Annotated in this window: 14 protein-coding genes and 5 tRNA genes; 7 read left to right on the top strand and 12 right to left on the bottom strand. The window is 70.9% G+C overall.

Features of this window, described 5'->3' with window-relative positions; genetic code table 11:
- Positions 1–13 precede the first annotated feature (13 nt).
- A complete protein-coding gene (cofC, locus tag ACU6P3_RS25020) occupies positions 14–745 on the top strand; it encodes a 2-phospho-L-lactate guanylyltransferase (RefSeq protein WP_447194209.1) in 732 nt (243 codons plus the stop codon).
- 178 nt (positions 746–923) lie between these two features.
- On the top strand, positions 924–1,127 hold the full coding sequence (locus ACU6P3_RS25015; RefSeq protein ID WP_447194208.1) for a hypothetical protein: 204 nt from the start codon (positions 924–926) through the stop codon (positions 1,125–1,127).
- Between the two features lie 257 nt (positions 1,128–1,384).
- On the opposite strand, the gene ACU6P3_RS25010 is transcribed toward ACU6P3_RS25015, so the two are convergent.
- The 4 genes from ACU6P3_RS25010 to leuC form a co-directional block, all read right to left on the bottom strand.
- Positions 1,385–2,026: an HU family DNA-binding protein gene (locus tag ACU6P3_RS25010; RefSeq protein WP_447194207.1), complete on the bottom strand. Its 642-nt coding sequence runs from the start codon at positions 2,024–2,026 to the stop codon at positions 1,385–1,387.
- Between the two features lie 142 nt (positions 2,027–2,168).
- A complete protein-coding gene (locus tag ACU6P3_RS25005; protein ID WP_030753477.1) occupies positions 2,169–2,396 on the bottom strand; it encodes an SCO5555 family protein in 228 nt (75 codons plus the stop codon).
- A gap of 104 nt (positions 2,397–2,500) precedes the next feature.
- The gene (leuD, locus tag ACU6P3_RS25000) at positions 2,501–3,109 is read right to left on the bottom strand and encodes a 3-isopropylmalate dehydratase small subunit (RefSeq protein WP_447194206.1); all 609 of its coding nucleotides are present in this window, start codon (positions 3,107–3,109) and stop codon (positions 2,501–2,503) included.
- A gap of 2 nt (positions 3,110–3,111) precedes the next feature.
- Entirely contained in the window at positions 3,112–4,551 is a 1,440-nt protein-coding gene (gene leuC / locus ACU6P3_RS24995; protein ID WP_447194205.1) for a 3-isopropylmalate dehydratase large subunit, read from the bottom strand.
- 182 nt (positions 4,552–4,733) lie between these two features.
- Here leuC and ndgR point away from each other — a divergent pair, with 182 nt between their 5' ends.
- Positions 4,734–5,450: an IclR family transcriptional regulator NdgR gene (gene ndgR, locus ACU6P3_RS24990; RefSeq protein WP_030753465.1), complete on the top strand. Its 717-nt coding sequence runs from the start codon at positions 4,734–4,736 to the stop codon at positions 5,448–5,450.
- Positions 5,451–5,665: 215 nt separating this feature from the next.
- On the opposite strand, the gene ACU6P3_RS24985 is transcribed toward ndgR, so the two are convergent.
- The 8 genes from ACU6P3_RS24985 to ACU6P3_RS24950 form a co-directional block, all read right to left on the bottom strand.
- A tRNA-Glu gene (locus ACU6P3_RS24985) sits at positions 5,666–5,738 on the bottom strand.
- Between the two features lie 19 nt (positions 5,739–5,757).
- Positions 5,758–5,829 (bottom strand) — tRNA-Gln (locus tag ACU6P3_RS24980).
- Between the two features lie 16 nt (positions 5,830–5,845).
- Positions 5,846–5,918: transfer RNA gene (locus ACU6P3_RS24975), tRNA-Glu, on the bottom strand.
- 61 nt (positions 5,919–5,979) lie between these two features.
- A tRNA-Glu gene (locus ACU6P3_RS24970) sits at positions 5,980–6,052 on the bottom strand.
- A gap of 18 nt (positions 6,053–6,070) precedes the next feature.
- A tRNA-Gln gene (locus ACU6P3_RS24965) sits at positions 6,071–6,142 on the bottom strand.
- Between the two features lie 293 nt (positions 6,143–6,435).
- Positions 6,436–7,908, bottom strand: coding sequence for a glutamate--tRNA ligase (gene gltX, locus ACU6P3_RS24960; RefSeq protein ID WP_447194204.1), 1,473 nt, complete (start codon positions 7,906–7,908; stop codon positions 6,436–6,438).
- Positions 7,901–8,686 carry a fumarylacetoacetate hydrolase family protein gene (locus tag ACU6P3_RS24955; RefSeq protein ID WP_447194203.1) on the bottom strand — a complete coding sequence of 262 codons (786 nt, stop codon included), beginning with the start codon at positions 8,684–8,686 and terminating at the stop codon, positions 7,901–7,903. Before ACU6P3_RS24955 ends, gltX begins: the two co-directional genes overlap by 8 nt.
- 278 nt (positions 8,687–8,964) lie before the next feature.
- Complete coding sequence (locus tag ACU6P3_RS24950) at positions 8,965–9,141, bottom strand: hypothetical protein (protein ID WP_199814094.1); 177 nt, start codon at positions 9,139–9,141, stop codon at positions 8,965–8,967.
- Positions 9,142–9,717: 576 nt separating this feature from the next.
- Here ACU6P3_RS24950 and ACU6P3_RS24945 point away from each other — a divergent pair.
- The 4 genes from ACU6P3_RS24945 to ACU6P3_RS24930 all read left to right on the top strand — a co-directional run bounded on the left by ACU6P3_RS24945 (position 9,718) and on the right by ACU6P3_RS24930 (position 15,334).
- Positions 9,718–13,833, top strand: coding sequence for a sensor histidine kinase (locus ACU6P3_RS24945; RefSeq protein WP_447194202.1), 4,116 nt, complete (start codon positions 9,718–9,720; stop codon positions 13,831–13,833).
- 9 nt (positions 13,834–13,842) lie between these two features.
- Positions 13,843–14,256: a roadblock/LC7 domain-containing protein gene (locus tag ACU6P3_RS24940; RefSeq protein WP_030753456.1), complete on the top strand. Its 414-nt coding sequence runs from the start codon at positions 13,843–13,845 to the stop codon at positions 14,254–14,256.
- Positions 14,257–14,364: 108 nt separating this feature from the next.
- Positions 14,365–14,772, top strand: coding sequence for a DUF742 domain-containing protein (locus tag ACU6P3_RS24935; RefSeq protein WP_030753453.1), 408 nt, complete (start codon positions 14,365–14,367; stop codon positions 14,770–14,772).
- Entirely contained in the window at positions 14,753–15,334 is a 582-nt protein-coding gene (locus ACU6P3_RS24930; protein WP_344285515.1) for a GTP-binding protein, read from the top strand. Before ACU6P3_RS24935 ends, ACU6P3_RS24930 begins: the two co-directional genes overlap by 20 nt.
- The last annotated feature ends 43 nt before the right edge of the window (positions 15,335–15,377 follow it).

Here is a 15,377-nt window from a genome sequence, read left to right as displayed (position 1 = left end):
CCGCCGGGCCACAATGGGAGGCCGGCCACGCACGGACAAGAGAGACGACGAGAGAGACGGGGAGTTCGCCACGGACACCGACCCGACGGCCCGCTGGTCACTGGTCGTCCCTCTCAAGCCGCTGCCGCTGGCCAAGAGCAGACTCGCGGGGCCGGCGGGCGACGAGCTGCGTCCGCGCCTCGCCCTGGCCTTCGCGCAGGACACCGTGGCGGCGGTCCTGGCCTGCCCCGTCGTACGGGACGTGGTGGTCGTCACGGACGATCCGACGGCCGCGGTGGAACTCGCCGCGCTGGGGGCGCGTGTCGTGCCGGACGCTCCGGGCGGCGGTCTCAACGCGGCGCTGGCGCACGGCGCGCGGACCGTACGGGCGGGCCGGCCGGGGGCGGCGGTGGCCGCGCTCAACGCGGATCTTCCGGCGCTCCGCCCCGACGAGCTGGCGCGGGTACTGCGGGCCGCCCGGTCCTTTCCGCGGGCATTTCTCACGGACGCCGCCGAAATCGGCACGACATTGCTCACCGCCGCCCCGGACGCGGAATTGAATCCGGCTTTCGGCGGCCCCTCCCGGCTCCGGCATTTGTCCTCCGGCGCCGTGGAAATCGCGCTGACCGGGGTGGATTCCGTGCGGCGGGACGTCGATACGGGGAACGATCTGCTGGCGGCGGCGGAGCTGGGGCTCGGCCCGTACACGGCGGCGCGTTACGCGGAACTGGACGGCCTGGGCGCCCCTCGGCCGGGGGCCGCCTGAACCCGCCGGGCCGCCGCGGAACGCTTCGGCCGGGCCGCGCGTCCGGTGTCCGGAGAGTCGATGCGGCGGAGGCGCGACGGCGGTCCCGGCCGGGAGGCGCGTGCCGGGGGCGTGGGGCGCCGTCGCCCGTGCCCAGTGCCCCTCCCGGCCGCTCGCGGGGAGGCGTTACGCTGCGACGATGCAGGCGACCTCGTACACCTTCGACGCCACCACCCGCACGGGCAGTGTGCTGCTCGACGACGGCACACCCGTGGAGTTCGACGCGGCGGCCTTCGACGCGGGCGGTCTGCGGCTGCTGCGGGTGGGCCAGCGGGTACGGATCGAGACGGAGGGCGAGGGCCCGACCCTGCGGATCACGCTGGTGACGCTCCAGACTCTCTGAACGTTCCGAACCCTCCGTGGCCGTCGGCGGCGCCGCCCTGCGACGCGTACGGCTGTGCGTACGGCTCTCGTACGGCCTCGTACGGCGTGTGTGACGCTCACGCCCCACACGCCCCACAGACCGCACCGCACGCCCCACAGACCGCGTCAAGGGCCGTCGCACGGACCGACTGTCTCGACGGGCACCCCCAAACGCCGCGGGCCGGGCTCCCCGAGGGGAGCCCGGCCCGGCGCGTTACGGCCGTGTGGCGTTCTGCCTCACTTCTTCCTTGCGGTGGTCTTCTTCGCGGTCGTGGTCCGCGCGGTCGCCTTTCGAGCGGGCGCCTTCTTGGCCGTCGCCTTCTTCGCCGGGGCGGTTTTCTTGGCGGTGGTCTTCTTCGCCGCGCCCGTGGCCTTCTTCGCGGCCGCCGCCTGCTTGGCGGTGGCCTTCTTGGCCCCCGCCGCCTTCTTGGCGGCGGTCTTCTTGGCCGCCGTGGCCTTCTTGGCGGTGGTCTTCTTGGCCGCCGTGGCCTTCTTCGCCGTCGCCTTCTTCGCCGCGGCCTTGGCGGTCGTACGGGTGGAAGCACCGCCCGAGAGGCTGCCCTTGGGCGCCTTCTTCACCGCGACGTCGTTCTTCGGGAGCTTCTTCGAACCGCTGACCAGGTCCTTGAAGCCCTGGCCGGCGCGGAAGCGCGGCACCGAGGTCTTCTTGACCCTGACGCGCTCCCCCGTCTGCGGGTTGCGCGCGTACCGGGCGGGGCGGTCGACCTTCTCGAAGGAACCGAACCCGGTGACCGAGATCCGGTCGCCCGCGACCACTGCTCGGACGATCGCGTCGAGTACCGCGTCCACCGCGTCGGCGGCCTGCTGACGGCCGCCGACCTTGTCGGCAATCGCTTCTACGAGCTGTGCCTTGTTCACGTCTTCCCCTTCGGAGACATTGCCGGAACGAAAGTGTTCAAGCTTTTTCGCACGTTAGGCAGATATATACCGCAAATCAAACACGAAACGGGCTAATCACCCTAGTGCCGCAACGAAGTCGACCTGGCCGAGATCCGGCGGGTCAGTCACCTTCTGGAAATCGACCCTCGTCCAGGTCCTTCATCAAGCGGTCCAGCCGCCTTGCCGCGCCGGGCAGATCATGTTTCGCCGCTGCCGTGATGACCAGCAGCTTTCGGGTCAGCGCTGCCCGCGCCTCGTCCGTGACGCGCAGACCGCGCACCCTCGCGTGCGCTTCTTTGAGTTGTTCCGCGACTAACCCGTAGAGCTCGAGTTGGTCGTCACGGTCCATGCGCCGATTGTGCCATCTAGGGCGAGTTGTCGCCCGGCGGGGTCTCAACAAGCAACTGCACCCCCCACCGGAAGGTGAGGGGTGCAGGAGGGGAAAGACGCAGATCAGGCAGTGATCGTACGCGGTTTGAAGGCCGGCCTGGTGGCCTCGTACGAGGCGATGTCGGCTTCGTTCTGGAGGGTGAGACTGATGTCGTCGAGCCCGTTGAGCAGACGCCAACGGGAGTTCTCGTCAAGCTCAAAATCGGCCGTAAGTGCGGCCCCGTCGGGCATGGTCGCCCGCACCTGGCGCTGCTCCAGGTCCACGGTGATCTCGGCCGTCGGGTCGCTCTCCGCGATCTCCCAGAGAGCGTCCACGACCGGCTGCTCCAGGACGACCGTCAGCAGGCCGTTCTTGAGGGAGTTGCCCCGGAAGATATCGGCGAACCGGGACGAGATGACGGCCTTGAAGCCGAAGTTCTGCAAAGCCCACACAGCGTGTTCACGGGAGGAGCCGGTACCGAAGTCCGGACCGGCCACCAGCACCGTGGCGCCCTGGTACGCGGGCTGGTTGAGGACGAAGGACGAGTCCTTGCGCCAGGCTTCGAAGAGGCCGTCCTCGAAACCGTCGCGGGTGACCTTCTTCAGCCAGTGGGCCGGGATGATCTGGTCCGTGTCGACGTTGCTGCGGCGCAGCGGGACGGCACGGCCGGTGTGGGTGGTGAAGGCTTCCATGGTTATCGCGCTCCAGCGGGCGTACGGGCACCGGCGTCGGCACCGGACAGATCGGCGGGCGAGGCCAGGTGGCCCAGCACGGCGGTGGCGGCGGCGACCTGGGGGGAGACCAGGTGCGTACGGCCGCCCTTGCCCTGCCTGCCCTCGAAGTTGCGGTTGGAGGTGGACGCCGAGCGCTCGCCGGGCGCGAGTTGGTCGGGGTTCATGCCCAGGCACATCGAACAGCCGGCGTGCCGCCACTCCGCTCCCGCGGCGGTGAACACCTTGTCCAGGCCCTCCTCGACGGCCTGGAGGGCGACCCGTACCGAGCCGGGAACGACCAGCATCCGTACCCCGTCGGCGACTTTGCGGCCGTCGAGGACCCCGGCGGCCGAGCGCAGGTCCTCGATGCGGCCGTTGGTGCACGAGCCTACGAAGACGGTGTCCACGGTGATGTCGCGCAGCGCCTGCCCCGCGGTCAACCCCATGTACTCCAGGGCCTTTTCGGCGGCGTACCGCTCCGAGGCGTCCTCGTACGAGGCCGGGTCGGGGACGCGCGCGGACAGCGGCGCGCCCTGGCCGGGGTTGGTGCCCCAGGTGACGAACGGGGCCAGTTCGGCGGCGTCGATGAAGACCTCGGCGTCGAAGACCGCGTCGTCGTCGGTGCGCAGCGTCTTCCAGTACGCGACCGCCGCGTCCCAGTCCGCACCGGTGGGGGCGTGGTCCCGGCCCTGGAGATAGGCGAAGGTGGTCTCGTCCGGAGCGATCATGCCCGCGCGGGCGCCGGCCTCGATGGACATGTTGCAGATGGTCATCCGGGCCTCCATCGAGAGCTTCTCGATGGCGGAGCCGCGGTATTCGAGGATGTAGCCCTGGCCGCCGCCGGTACCGATCTTGGCGATCACGGCGAGGATCAGGTCCTTCGCGGTGACGTCGTCGGCCGGCTCACCCTCGATGGTGATGGCCATGGTTTTGGGGCGGCTCATCGGCAGCGTCTGGGTGGCCAGGACGTGCTCGACCTGGCTGGTCCCGATGCCGAACGCCAGCGCGCCGAACGCGCCGTGGGTGGAGGTGTGGCTGTCACCGCAGACCACGGTCGTGCCGGGCTGGGTCAGGCCCAGCTGCGGGCCGACGACATGGACGACGCCCTGCTCGACGTCGCCCAGCGGGTGCAGCCGGACGCCGAAGTCCGCGCAGTTCTTGCGCAGCGTCTCCAGCTGGACGCGGGAGACGGGGTCCGCGATGGGCTTGTCGATGTCGAGGGTGGGGGTGTTGTGGTCCTCGGTGGCGAGGGTGAGGTCGGTCCGCCGGACCCGCCGCCCGTTCTTGCGCAGGCCGTCGAAGGCCTGGGGGCTGGTCACCTCGTGCAGCAGGTGCAGATCGATGAAGAGGAGGTCGGGCTCGCCCTCTGCGCGCCGGACGACATGGTCGTCCCAGACCTTCTCCGCGAGTGTCCTACCCATCGCTTTCCCTCCGACCGGCCTGGTGCGGCCGGCGCTCCTAGAGACATGTGGGCCCGCGTCCGTATCCCCCGCGCCGGACGCCGGCCGAAGACCCGTTGGTCCGCGGGCTCGTACCTACAGATTGGCAAGTTCCCGGCGATATTGAACTTGCGTTTCACAGAGTGAGACGCGAGTATCGTTTCATGGACAACTCTAGCGGCGTCGGCGTTCTCGACAAGGCTGCTCTGGTATTGAGCGCCCTGGAGTCCGGTCCGGCCACCCTCGCCGGGCTGGTCGCGGCGACCGGGCTCGCACGACCCACGGCCCACCGTCTGGCCGTGGCACTGGAACACCACCGGATGGTGGCGAGGGACATGCAGGGCCGGTTCATCCTCGGTCCGCGGCTGGCCGAGCTGGCCGCCGCGGCGGGCGAGGACCGCCTGCTGGCGACGGCCGGACCCGTACTCACCCATCTCCGGGACCTGACCGGCGAGAGCGCGCAGCTCTACCGCCGCCAGGGCGACATGCGGATATGTGTGGCCGCGGCGGAGCGGCTCTCCGGACTGCGGGACACGGTCCCGGTCGGCTCCACGCTGACCATGAAGGCGGGCTCCTCGGCCCAGATCCTGATGGCCTGGGAGGAGCCGGAGCGGCTGCACCGCGGCCTCCAGGGCGCGCGCTTCACGGCGACGGCGCTCTCGGGCGTACGGCGCAGGGGCTGGGCCCAGTCGATCGGCGAGCGCGAGCCGGGCGTGGCCTCGGTCTCGGCGCCGGTGCGCGGGCCCTCGAACCGGGTGGTCGCGGCCGTCTCGGTATCCGGACCGATCGAACGGCTCACGCGCCATCCGGGCCGGATGCACGCGCAGGCCGTGATAGACGCGGCGGGGCGGCTCAGCGAGGCCCTGCGCCGCGCGGGCTGAGATCCCGGTCCCCCGCTCCCCACTCCCCCGTCGGCACCACCGGCAGGCCGCTCCAGCGTCGCAGCGGTCCGGCCGGTACGAAGAGGTCCGGGGCCGGTACGGAACACCTGATGATCGGCCGACGAGCCGTATCAGGCGGCTGAGCCGCGTCATGCCCTCCCGTACACGGCGAAGAGGCCCCTCCCGACTGGGAAGGGCCTCTTCGTTTCTCCATGTACCCCCGACCGGATTCGAACCGGCGCTACCGCCTTGAGAGGGCGGCGTGCTAGGCCGCTACACAACGGGGGCTCCGCAGAGGGAATCTGCGCTGGGCTACCAGGACTCGAACCTAGACTAAATGAACCAGAATCACTCGTGCTGCCAATTACACCATAGCCCATGGTGGTTCAGACCAGTACCCCCGACCGGATTCGAACCGGCGCTACCGCCTTGAGAGGGCGGCGTGCTAGGCCGCTACACAACGGGGGCCCTAGCGATCCTGCATCGACGCATCCGGGAGCGACCCGAAGACATCGGAGAGAAGGATCTGTACCCCCGACCGGATTCGAACCGGCGCTACTGCCTTGAGAGGGCAGCGTGCTAGGCCGCTACACAACGGGGGCTCCGCAGAGAGATCTGCGCTGGGCTACCAGGACTCGAACCTAGACTAACTGAACCAGAATCAGTCGTGCTGCCAATTACACCATAGCCCACCAAAACTCAACCCCCGGTGGGGGGTTTTGTTTGGTTTGCGCTTCCCGCCGGGCCCTTCGGCCCTCTCGGGCGGCGCAGGAAGAACATTACCCGATCGCGGACACCGCTCCAAAACGGCTATCCGCGTGGTCAGGGCGCGCCGGTGTCGACCGCCCGGGCCCTGTATCGCCGTAGGCCCGACCGAACGCCGAGGACCGCCGTACGCGCATACGCGCCGCGGGACGCCGAAGGGCGGCCACCGGGTCACAGTGGCCGCCCTCGAGCACGTCAGCGGGGCACGCGCGGGCGACGCTCAGCCCGCGAGCTTCGCGAGCGCGGCGTCGATCCGGGCCAGTGCGCGCTCGCGGCCCAGGACTTCCAGGGACTCGAAGAGCGGCAGCCCGACCGTGCGGCCCGTGGTGGCGACGCGGACCGGGGCCTGGGCCTTGCCCAGCTTCAGGCCGTGCTCCTCGCCGGCCGCGAGGACCGCGTTCTTGAGGGACTCCGCCGCCCACTCCGCCTCGGCGAGCTTCGCGCGGGCGGTGGCCAGCAGGGCGTCCGCGCCCGGCTTCATGGCCTTCGCCCAGGACGCCTCGTCCGCCACCGGCTCGTCGAGGAAGAGGAAGTCGACATTGGCGGTGATGTCCGACAGGACGGTCAGCCGGGTCTGGGCCAGCGGGGCCAGGGCCTCGAAGGCCGCCGGGTCGAAGGCCTCCGGGGCCCAGGGCGCGTGCGGCGCCTTCAGCCAGGGTCCGCACGCCTCGATGAACGTCTTCACGTCCAGCCCTCGGATGTGGTCGGCGTTGATCGCCTCGGCCTTCTTCAGGTCGAAGCGCGCCGGGTTCGCGTTCACGTCGGCGATGTCGAAGGCGGCGACCATCTCCGGTACGGAGAAGATGTCGCGGTCGGCGGCGAGCGACCAGCCGAGCAGCGACAGGTAGTTGAGCAGGCCCTCGGGCAGGAACCCGCGCTCGCGGTAGAGGTTGAGGGACGACTGCGGATCGCGCTTGGAGAGCTTCTTGTTGCCCTCGCCCATCACGTACGGCAGGTGGCCGAAGGCCGGCACGTCCTTGGCCAGGCCCAGCTCGATCAGCGCCTTGTACAGCGCGATCTGGCGCGGGGTGGAGGAGAGCAGGTCCTCGCCGCGCAGGACGTGGGTGATCTCCATCAGGGCGTCGTCGACGGGGTTGACGAGCGTGTAGAGCGGGGCGCCGTTGGCGCGGACGATGCCGTAGTCCGTGACGTTCTCCGGCGCGAACGTCAGCTCGCCGCGGACGAGGTCGGTGAAGGTGATCGGCTCGTCGGGCATCCGGAAGCGCACGATGGACGCCCGCCCCTCGGCCTCGTACGCGTCCTTCTGCTCGGCGGTGAGGTCCCGGCAGTGGCCGTCGTAGCCGGAGGGCCGGCCGGCCGCACGGGCGGCCTCGCGGCGGGCGTCCAGCTCCTCGGTGGTGCAGTAGCAGTGGTACGCGTGCCCGGCCGCCAGCAGCTTGGCGGCGGTGTCGCGGTAGACGTCCATCCGCTGGGACTGGCGGTACGGCGCGTGCGGGCCGCCCACCTCCGGGCCCTCGTCCCAGTCGAGCCCGAGCCAGCGCATCGCGTCGAGCAGCTGCTCGTACGACTCCTCCGAGTCGCGCGCCGCGTCGGTGTCCTCGATGCGGAAGACCATGGTGCCGCCGCTGTGGCGGGCGAACGCCCAGTTGAACAGGGCGGTGCGGACCAGGCCCACATGGGGGTTGCCGGTCGGGGAGGGACAGAAACGAACACGCACGGGTGCGTTAGCCACGCTTGATCACCTTGTTGGTGAGAGTGCCGATGCCTTCGATGGTGACGGCGACCTCGTCGCCGACGGTGAGCGGGCCGACCCCCGCGGGGGTGCCCGTGAGGATGACGTCGCCCGGGAGCAGCGTCATGGCCTCGGTGATGTGGACGACCAGGTCCTCGATCGAGCGGATCATCTCGCTCGTCCGGCCGAGCTGGCGCTGCTCCCCGTTGACCGTGCACTGGATCGCGAGGTCGGAGGGGTCGAGGTCGGTCTCCACCCAGGGGCCGAGCGGGCAGGAGGTGTCGAAGCCCTTGGCGCGGCTCCACTGCTTCTCGCGGCGCTGCGTGTCGCGGGCGGTGACGTCGTTGGCGCAGGTGTAGCCGAGGATCACGTCCCGGACGCGCTCGCGCGGGACCTCCCGGCACATGCGGCCGATGACGACGGCCAGTTCGGCCTCGTAGTGCACCTCGGTCGAGAAGGAGGGGTACTCGATCGCGTCGCCCGAGCCGATCACCGAGGTGGTCGGCTTGAGGAAGGCGACCGGGACCTCGGGGACCTCGTTGCCGAGTTCCGCCGCGTGCTCCGCGTAGTTGCGGCCGATGCCGACGACCTTGTTGGGCAGCACGGGCGGCAGGAGCCTGACCTTGCTCAGCGGGACCTTGGTGCCCGACAGCTCGAAGTCGGCGTACGGAATGCCCTTGATGATGTCGAGGACGAGGCCGGCGGGGTCGCCGGTGCCTTCGCCCTCGACCGCGCCGAAGGCGACATTGCCGTCGATGGAGAATCTGGCGATGCGCACGGGATGCTGTCGCCCCTCACTTGCTCGCTGGTCTGGAGACTGACGCTCCAGGCTAACGCGATGTGAAGGGGCGGCCCGGCGCTTCAGGGGCCGTCTGCCCCCGGGTGAGGGACACGGCCGGAGGCGGGCGCCGGGGGGACACGGGGCTTCGGGCGGGCGCGTGGCCGGCGCCCGGCGCTCGCGCGGACGCCGCGCGCGGACGGGGCGATCCGTGCGCGGTGAACGCCGGCCGTCCGGTGCGCGTACTCAAGGGGGACCGGTCGCGGCCGGCCGGGAACTTATCGGTCGGCCGGGACGTCCATCAGGATCGTACGGCGAGGGTTGGCGGTCCGGTTCGGCAGCGCGACGGAGTGCTCCGGACGCTCCGCGGACAGCAGGGCCTCGGTGTCCTTCAGGTGCGCCAGCGTGGTGCGGCGCGGATTGGCGGTGCTGCGGAACGTCATCGTCGTCTTCATCTGTGGCGTCAGACCTTGTCGCGTGTGAGGGCGCCCGGGGCGCTGCTTGTCGGATGTGCCATCCCTGTAAAGGGTCAGGCTAAACATCCAATTCCCCACGAACACCGGGACCTTTCGGCGATCTCTCTGTGAGTTTGCTCACCAATCGTCCGGCATTTCGGCCATAGCGGACGCAGGCGAGTGATCACCGAAACGGACATTGCGTAGCCGAACGAGGCATTCCGCTGTCGATCATGCGGACTGGGACACCCCCCACCCCCGCGGGTCTCGTCAATAAAAGTCCGATTCCTCCGCGAACACTTTCTACGGCTCGTGACGCGACGCTCACACGCTGTCATTCAGGTGACAGTCCCACCTGCGGCCCTTGTTGGAGATCCGCCACTGTGCTGGAATTCCCACCACCGCCGCGGGTTTGAACAGCCGGCGCGAGGGCGCGACGCAGCGCCGAGTGGCGGTGGAGAAGGGGAGCAGCGCCGGTCACTCACGACCACCATGGGGAGCTTCTCGGCGCCCCACAAAGCCGACACCGCCCCTCCGCCACGCGGAGGGGCGCCTGGTCCAGAGGTTGCGACACTAGTGCAGGGACGTTTCAAGAGGGATGGCAGTGCTGCGGCGGAGCAGGAGCCCCGCGGCGGGTCCGATCGCGGCTCCTCGCCCCAGCACACCCCGAACCCGGGTACGGCGCCCTCCGGGCCGTCGGCTCCCTCGGGCGAGAGCGGCGGCCGCGGCACGCGTCCCGGTGCGGGCGCCGGTGGCGGCAAGCCCTCGGTGGCGCCCAAGTCCGCCCCGCAGCCGGCCCCGGAGACCATCACGACCGGCGACCCCGGCTCCCGGATAGCGCTGCGCAACTGGCGCATCAGCACCCGCCTCGTGGCGCTGCTCACCCTGCCGGTCGTCGCGGCGACCACGCTGGGCGGTCTGCGGATCAACCAGTCGCTCGACGACATCCAGCAGCTGGAGCACATGCAGCTGCTGACGAAGCTGACCAAGGAGGCGACCGACCTCTCCATCGCGCTCCAGGCGGAGCGCGACGAGTCGGCCGGGCCGCTGCGCAACGGCGCGGGCGCCGACGACTTCAAGGTGGGCGACCGCCGCACGAAGACCGACCGGGCGAAGCTGGCGTTCCTCGACGCCACGCGGCAGATCGGCAACACGGACAACGATCAGGCGCTGGAGAGCATCCGCGCCAACGCCAACCAGATCGCCACCCAGGTCAACAAGATCAACGAGATCCGCCGGGACGCGTACACCAACGCCGAGGCGAACTCGCTGACGGTCGACGCCTACAGCCAGCTGATCGAGTCGCTGCTGAGCCTCTCGCAGGACATGGCGCAGGCGACCAGCAACCCGGACATGATCAAGCGGACCCGCGCGCTGGCGGCGTTCTCCTCCGCCAAGGAGTACGCCTCCATCCAGCGGGCGATCATCGCCGCCTCGCTGCCGGCCACGCCCTCGAAGAAGGGCGACCTCACCGAGAACGACCGGCTCTACGGTCTGGCCGCGGCCAGCAAGGAGAAGAACGCCCTCACCTCCTTCACCCAGCTGTACGAGTCGATGGGCGGCGACGCCGAGGAGCTGATGGCTCCGCTCAACGGCCAGGGCAACCCCGAGATCCAGGCGTCCGAGAAGTACGCCGACCGGGTGCTCGACCGGCAGGACGGCCTCGCGAACCAGCCCAACCGCTCGTACCTGGACTGGACCGACCAGGCGTCCACGCGGATCAACGCGATGAAGACCATCGAGGCCACGCTGCTGGGCGAGATGGAGAGCAAGGCCCGCGAGCTGCGCTCCGAGTCGCAGCAAGAGGCGATCTTCAACGCGGCGCTGATCGTCGTCGTCCTCGGGGTCTCGCTCGTCGGCGCGTTCGTGGTGGCCCGGTCCATGATCCGCTCGCTGCGCCGGCTCCAGGACACGGCGACGAAGGTCGCCCAGGACCGGCTGCCCGAGCTGGTCAAGCAGCTCTCCGAGGCGGACCCGCAGGACGTCGACACCTCCGTCGAATCGGTCGGTGTGCACTCCCGGGACGAGATCGGTCAGGTCGCCACGGCCTTCGACGACGTGCACCGCGAGGCGGTCCGGCTGGCCGCCGAACAGGCGCTGCTGCGGGGCAACGTCAACGCGATGTTCACCAACCTCTCGCGCCGCAGCCAGGGCCTGATCCAGCGTCAGCTGTCGCTGATCTCCGAACTGGAGTCGCGCGAGGCCGACCCGGACCAGCTCTCCTCGCTGTTCAAGCTGGACCACCTCGCCACGCGTATGCGCCGTAACGGTGAGAACCTGCTGGTCCTCGCCGGTGAGGAGCCCGGCCGCCGGTGGACCCGTCCGGTGCCGCTGGTCGACGTGCTCCGTGCCGCCGCCTCCGAGGTGGAGCAGTACGAGCGCATCGAACTGGCCTCCGTGCCCACCACCGAGGTCGCCGGCCGCGTCGTCAACGACCTCGTGCACCTCCTCGCCGAGCTGCTGGAGAACGCGACGTCGTTCTCGTCGCCGCAGACGAAGGTCCGCGTCACCGGTCACGCCCTGCCCGACGGGCGGGTGCTCGTCGAGATCCACGACACCGGTATCGGCCTGTCGCCCGAGGACCTCGCGGCGATCAACGAGCGCCTCGCCTCGCCGCCGACCGTGGACGTCTCGGTCTCGCGCCGCATGGGTCTGTTCGTCGTCGGCCGGCTGTCCCTGCGGCACGGCATCCGGATCCAGCTGCGCCCCTCCGACTCCGGCGGCACGACCGCGCTGGTCATGCTGCCGGTCGATGTCGCGCACGGGAACAAGAAGAGCCCGCTGGGGCGGCCAGGGGGCCAGGGCGGTCCCGGCGGCCAGGGAGCCGGGGCCGGTGCGGCCCAGGGACCCCGCCCCGGTGCCGACGGCCCGTCCGCCGCGCCCGGCGGCCAGCTCGGCGGCGCCCCGCAGCGCGGGCAGGTGGGTGCCGGCGCGGGCCCGCGGGTCGCGCTGCCGCCCCGCGACGGCACTCCGGGCGGTGGCCAGGGACGGCCGCGGCAGGGCCAGGACTCGGGTCACTCCGACTTCTTCAGCCAGAACGCCTTCGGTCCCTCCTCGCAGGGGCAGGGCGGCGGCCGGGGCGGCCAGCACGGACCGGGGCAGTCCGGTCCCGGCCGGCAGGGCCCGGGCCATGACGACCGTACCGCCGGCACCGGCCAGGCGGGCCGCCCCGGCGACAACCGGAACGTCTTCCAGCCGGGCGACGCGCCCGACCGCGGCCGGCAGCTCCCGCCGCCCGGCGGACCGCGGGCCGAACTGCCCGGCGGCACGCCGCAGCCACGCTCCCAGGGCGCCGGCTGGGGCGACGACCGGAACTCCCCCTTCCAGCGCCCCCCGGTGGACGCCCCGCGCGGCCACGAGGAGCACGACGCCACCGGCCGGTTCCCGCAGGCGGACGACCGCCAGGGCCCCGGCGCCACGGCGGAGTTCCCCCGCCCCGACTTCCAGGGGCCCCGGCCCGGCGCGGACCAGCCCCGCGGCGACCAGGACCCGGCCGCCACCGCCCAGTTCCCGCGGCCCGACTTCAACGCCCCCGCGCCGACCGGTTATCAGGGCGGCGGCTACCAGGCGGACCAGGGCGACCAGGGCAACCGGCAGGGATACGGCGACCGCCAGGGATACGGCGACCGTTCCGACGGCCGTGTCCAGCAGGACTACGACGCCCCTCGCCGGGACATGGCCTCCGGGCAGCAGGGTTTCGCCGCCCCGCGGCCCCCGGCGCCCGCCCCGGTGCCCGGTTCCGAGGGCGGTTACCGGCCGCCGAGCCTGCCGCCGCAGCCGCAGCCCGAGGCGCTGCCGCCGGCCGCCGGGCCGGGGGACGGCCGTACGCCCCTGTACGACACGCTGGAGACCAACTGGTTCCACGGGTCGCGGCAGGAGGAGGCCCCGCGGCCGCCGGAGACGACGGCGTACGACCAGGGCCGGGGCCAGGACACGGGCCAGGACCGGGATCCGGGTCGGCACGGCGGCTCCGACCTGCCGCCCATGCCGCGCCGCGAGCCCGGCGCGTCCGGCACCCAGGGCTCTTCCCCGACCGACCGCACGGGCGGTGGCACGAACGGCTCGGGAAGCTACGGCCCGGGTGACACCGGAAGCTTCGGCTCGGGAAGCTTCGGCACAGGTGACACGGGAAGCTTCGGCCCGGGCGGCACGAACCGCTCCGGCGGCTTCGGCTCCCGTGACACCTCCACCGACAGCTTCGGCGTCGCGAGTTCCATCAGCTCCACCGGCCCCGCCGGTTCGCCGGGTTCCTCCGGTACGCCGCGCGGCGGTTTCGGTACGAACGGCTCGGGCCGCAACGGCTTCGGCGACGGCCCGGGGACGGGCGGCCAGGGGACGGGCGGCTCGGGCATCAGCGCCCCGGGTGCCCAGGGCGTCGGCGCCAACTCCTCCTGGCGCACGTCGCCCAACGACGAGCTGGTGCGCCAGGCCGAGCGGGCCAAGAAGCCCCAGTCGGGCGGAATCACCACCTCCGGCCTGCCCCGCCGCGTTCCGCGTGCCAATCTGGTACCCGGCACCGCCCAGGAGCAGAACAATCAGACGGCCGGTCCGCAGGTCTCGCGTGCGCCCGCTGACGTACGCGGCCGGCTGACCAACCTCCGTCGGGGTATCCAGCAGGGGCGTCAGGCGGGCAACACCGGCCCGACGAACAATGGCTTCAACCTCGGCAACTCTCACCAGCAGGAGCGTTAGTTGAGTCCGATGAGTCAGGCCGCGCAGAATCTGAACTGGTTGATCACCAATTTCGTGGACAACACCCCCGGGGTGTCGCACACGGTGGTGGTCTCCGCGGACGGACTTCTCCTGGCCATGTCCGAGGGCTTCCCCCGCGACCGCGCCGACCAGCTCGCGGCCGTGGCGTCCGGTCTGACCTCGCTGACCGCGGGGGCGTCCCGGATATTCGAAGGCGGCCCGGTCAACCAGACGGTGGTGGAGATGGAGCGCGGCTTCCTCTTCATCATGTCCGTCTCCGACGGTTCGTCGCTGGCCGTGCTCGCACACCCCGAGTGCGACATCGGCCTCGTGGGGTACGAAATGGCCCTCCTGGTCGACCGCGCCGGTACGGTACTCACCCCGGACCTGCGCGCCGAGCTCCAGGGAAGTCTGCTGCACTGAGGCCTCGAAGGAACGACCCCAGCTCATCAACCGTCAGGCCGCCCACCGGCCCCCCACCGGCCCAGTCAGACGGCACGCAGACATCTTGCTGTCACGCCCGGAGGATTCATGACCCCGCCACCCGCCCCTCACGATCCGTACGGCGCCTCGATCGACGCGTCGTACGGAGCTGAGGGCGACCAGCCGCTGGTCCGCCCGTACGCCATGACCGGCGGCCGGACCCGGCCGCGCTACCAGCTCGCCATCGAGGCACTGGTCAGCACGACCGCCGACCCCGCGCATCTCGCCACCCTGCTCCCCGAGCACCAGCGGATCTGCCACCTGTGCCGGGAGGTCAAGTCCGTGGCGGAGGTGTCGGCCCTGCTGACGATGCCGCTCGGGGTGGCGCGCATTCTCGTGGCCGACCTGGCGGAAGCGGGCATGGTGGCCATTCATCAGCCAGGCAACGGAGACGCCGGCGGTACGCCGGATGTGACACTGCTCGAAAGGGTGCTCAGTGGACTTCGCAAGCTCTAGCGGCGGTGCGGGCCGATCTACCACCAGCGCGAAGATCGTGGTGGCGGGCGGCTTCGGCGTGGGCAAAACCACGTTCGTCGGCGCCGTCTCGGAGATCAACCCGCTGCGTACCGAAGCCGTCATGACCAGCGCCTCCGCAGGCATCGACGACCTCACCCACACCGGAGACAAGACCACCACCACCGTGGCCATGGACTTCGGACGCATCACCCTCGACCAAGACCTCATCCTCTACCTCTTCGGCACCCCCGGACAGGACCGCTTCTGGTTCATGTGGGACGACCTCGTACGCGGCGCCATCGGCGCCGTCGTCCTCGTCGACACCCGCCGCCTCGCCGACTGCTTCCCCGCCGTCGACTACTTCGAGAACTCAGGACTCCCCTTCGTCATCGCCCTCAACGGCTTCGACGGACACCAGCCCTACACCCCCGACGAAGTACGCGAAGCACTCCAGATCGGCCCCGACACCCCCATCATCACCACCGACGCCCGCCACCGCGCCGACGCCAAAAGCGCGCTGATCACCCTCGTCGAACACGCCCTCATGGCACGACTCAAGTAGACGTGCGCCTACGGAAGTTGCCGTAGCGTGCTACGGAGGTGGG

The organism is Streptomyces hebeiensis, assembly GCF_052983195.1.
Note: the sequence above shows the minus strand (reverse complement) of the source record. Positions and strands in the feature narration are given on the sequence as shown.

Bases quoted from the DNA above. Each gene is read 5' to 3' on its own strand.
- ACU6P3_RS25015 (WP_447194208.1), top strand. From the start codon at position 924: ATGCAGGCGACCTCGTACACCTTCGACGCCACCACCCGCACGGGCAGT.
- ACU6P3_RS25005 (WP_030753477.1), bottom strand. From the start codon at position 2,396: ATGGACCGTGACGACCAACTCGAGCTCTACGGGTTAGTCGCGGAACAA.
- cofC (WP_447194209.1), top strand. From the start codon at position 14: ATGGGAGGCCGGCCACGCACGGACAAGAGAGACGACGAGAGAGACGGG.
- leuD (WP_447194206.1), bottom strand. From the start codon at position 3,109: ATGGAAGCCTTCACCACCCACACCGGCCGTGCCGTCCCGCTGCGCCGC.
- ACU6P3_RS24935 (WP_030753453.1), top strand. From the start codon at position 14,365: ATGACCCCGCCACCCGCCCCTCACGATCCGTACGGCGCCTCGATCGAC.
- leuC (WP_447194205.1), bottom strand. From the start codon at position 4,551: ATGGGTAGGACACTCGCGGAGAAGGTCTGGGACGACCATGTCGTCCGG.
- ndgR (WP_030753465.1), top strand. From the start codon at position 4,734: ATGGACAACTCTAGCGGCGTCGGCGTTCTCGACAAGGCTGCTCTGGTA.
- ACU6P3_RS24950 (WP_199814094.1), bottom strand. From the start codon at position 9,141: ATGAAGACGACGATGACGTTCCGCAGCACCGCCAATCCGCGCCGCACC.
- ACU6P3_RS24940 (WP_030753456.1), top strand. From the start codon at position 13,843: ATGAGTCAGGCCGCGCAGAATCTGAACTGGTTGATCACCAATTTCGTG.